Source organism: Tabrizicola sp., from assembly GCF_051645465.1.
In the GTDB taxonomy this organism is placed as follows: domain Bacteria; phylum Pseudomonadota; class Alphaproteobacteria; order Rhodobacterales; family Rhodobacteraceae; genus Tabrizicola.
Map to the genome: position 1 here is coordinate 1 of NZ_JBOFBI010000019.1, position 2,202 is coordinate 2,202.

Consider the following 2,202-nt stretch of genomic DNA (forward strand, 5'->3'; position numbering starts at 1 on the left):
CTTCGCCGTCGTCGGCACCGACGATCTCGAGTCGCGCGTTGCGATAGCCTTCGCGTGCGCTCCAAAGCTCGGCCGCAGTGACAGACTCCGCCAGATGCAGAAGCTCGGTGTTACCACCGAAATCCAGCAGCACGCGGACCTGCCCGAGCTTTGGTTCCTCCGCCACCTCGAAGATCAGACTGCTGTCTGCCGAATGGCTGCGCATGATGGTGACGAGGATCACCCCGTCCGAAGAGAAGTTCCCTTCATGCAGGGTGAAGGAGGCCGGAGCGGTCCAGGTCGGATAGACCCGGGGAGGCTCCTTCTTCACGAGACGGCCCACGCCGTTCGAGCGCTCCCAGGCTGCCAGCTTCTTGGTGAATCGTGCCGGCGGCTTGGGACTGCCGTCGGTGTAGCGGATAAGCGCCCCGAGGGGGGCTGAGTCGATGATGGTCGTTGCAGACATGATTCCTCATCCTGAATGCGAGATTTCGCATTCATCATATTGATATTGCTGTATTTTGTTGGAATGAGGGGCGGGTTTCCCCGCCCCTGAATGGCTCAGATCATTCCGCAGCCATCATCGACGCGGCGCTCTCCGGCAGATCGGCCGTCAGGAAGGCCGGGAGATCGACGTCCTCGGGCTGGCCTGCGTCCTCCCCCTGCCCTTCTGCAATCAGCTCGTCGTCGAGTGCTGCCAGATCCGCGCGCCGCAGGACCTCGGGCAACCAGCCGCTGCCCTTCAGAAGCCGCCCGGCCTCGGTGGCCATCTCGCCCTTTTTAAGGTGGTCGAGAAGCTGAGCGGTCCCCTCCCCCTTCGCCTCGCGCACGGCCTCGAGGATGCGGGCCTTGGGCACACGGTTGAGGTAGCCGTCGACCGTCGGCTCCCAGCCTGCCTCCACCATGTCGAGATCGACCGCCCGCGCCACGAGATCGGCATGGGCCATGCGGCGGGTCAGTCCGCTGGCGGAGATGCCCGCTCCGTAGGGGTTCACCTTCTCATGGAGCGCGTTGATCCCGAAGCTGAGGCAATGCGCCAGGAGCGCCAAACGGCTGCCCTGGTCGAGCACGGTCAGATAGTCCCAGAGCGCGACATCGTCACCGAGGGGCAGATCGGCCTCCCACGCCGCATGACGCTCGTCGACCAGCTTGGCCGCGATGCTGTCCTTCAGATCGGGCGCCTGCGCTGACATGTAGACGTGGCGCACCGAGGCCTCGAGACAGCTCCCCGAGGCAGAGGAGGTGCGGAAGGTGTCCGTCACCAACTTCAGGAGCAGCAGCGTCAGCGCCACGTCCGGCGACCGCCCGATGGCCTCGCGCAGCGCGAGGGTCCTGTGGGCCGTCAGTTCCATGACCAGCCGCTCGGGCAGCGGCTTCAGCGCGCCGTCGTCTTCCTCCTCGGACGCATCCGCGCCGATCGGCTGACCACCCGAGGTGATGACAGTGCCGCCAGCCGGACTGGTCGAGGGGTTCCAACTGGAACCAGCGCCTTCACCCCCCTGCCCCATGCCGTCCGCGCCATCACCATCCTGGACCGCAGTCTCCTCGCCTGGCTCATCCTCAGTCCGGACATAGCCGCGATAAACCGCGAGCGCGCCTTCCCGATCCAGCGTGACGAAGACGCCCGCGCGCATGACCTCGGCCGGTTCGTAGACCAAGGGCCGCTGCTCAAGCGCTTCCATCGCCGTCTCGAGCTGACCAAGCCGGGCGTCGACCTCCTCGGGGTATTCGTCCTGGCCGGAGTATTCCTCTTCCAGCGCACGATACTCGGCGAGGAGCGAAGCGTGGGCCGCGCTTTCCTCGTCGGTCATCGGCGCGGGATCACCGGCCAGACGCTGCAGACCGTGGCTGTAGCCGTAGGGCAGGTCGGTCGCGACCTCGATCCACTTCCAGCCCTCGGAGGACAGTGCCTCGGCTTCGGCCTGGAGCTTCTCGGCAACCAGCCGGTCGAGCAAGGCAGGGTCCTCGAGCCAGCCTCCGTCATCGCCCTGGAAGAGATCGCGCAGCACGACACCGCCCGCCGCCTCATAGGCATCAACACCCACGAAGACGGCGCGACGATCCGAGGCCCGGACCGAGGTCTTGGTCAGCATACGCCGGATGGCATAGGGCTCCTTGTTCCAGGAGTTCTTGATCGCCTCCCAGACCTGGAGCTGACGCGCATGATCCGGGTTCACCGTGAAGGCCATCAGCTGTTCCAGCGTCATGCCATCCTCGGCATAG

Annotated in this window: 2 protein-coding genes; both read right to left on the reverse strand. The window is 65.7% G+C overall.

Annotation, left to right across the window (positions count from 1 at the left end; translation table 11 throughout):
- The coding region (locus ACRCSW_RS01065) for a hypothetical protein (protein WP_438702146.1) at positions 1-445 on the reverse strand (445 nt) is incomplete at its 3' end.
- A 100-nt stretch (positions 446-545) separates the two neighbouring features.
- Positions 546-2,202 (reverse strand): DNA-binding protein (locus tag ACRCSW_RS01070; RefSeq protein WP_438702147.1); only part of this gene is annotated, 1,657 nt, incomplete at its 5' end.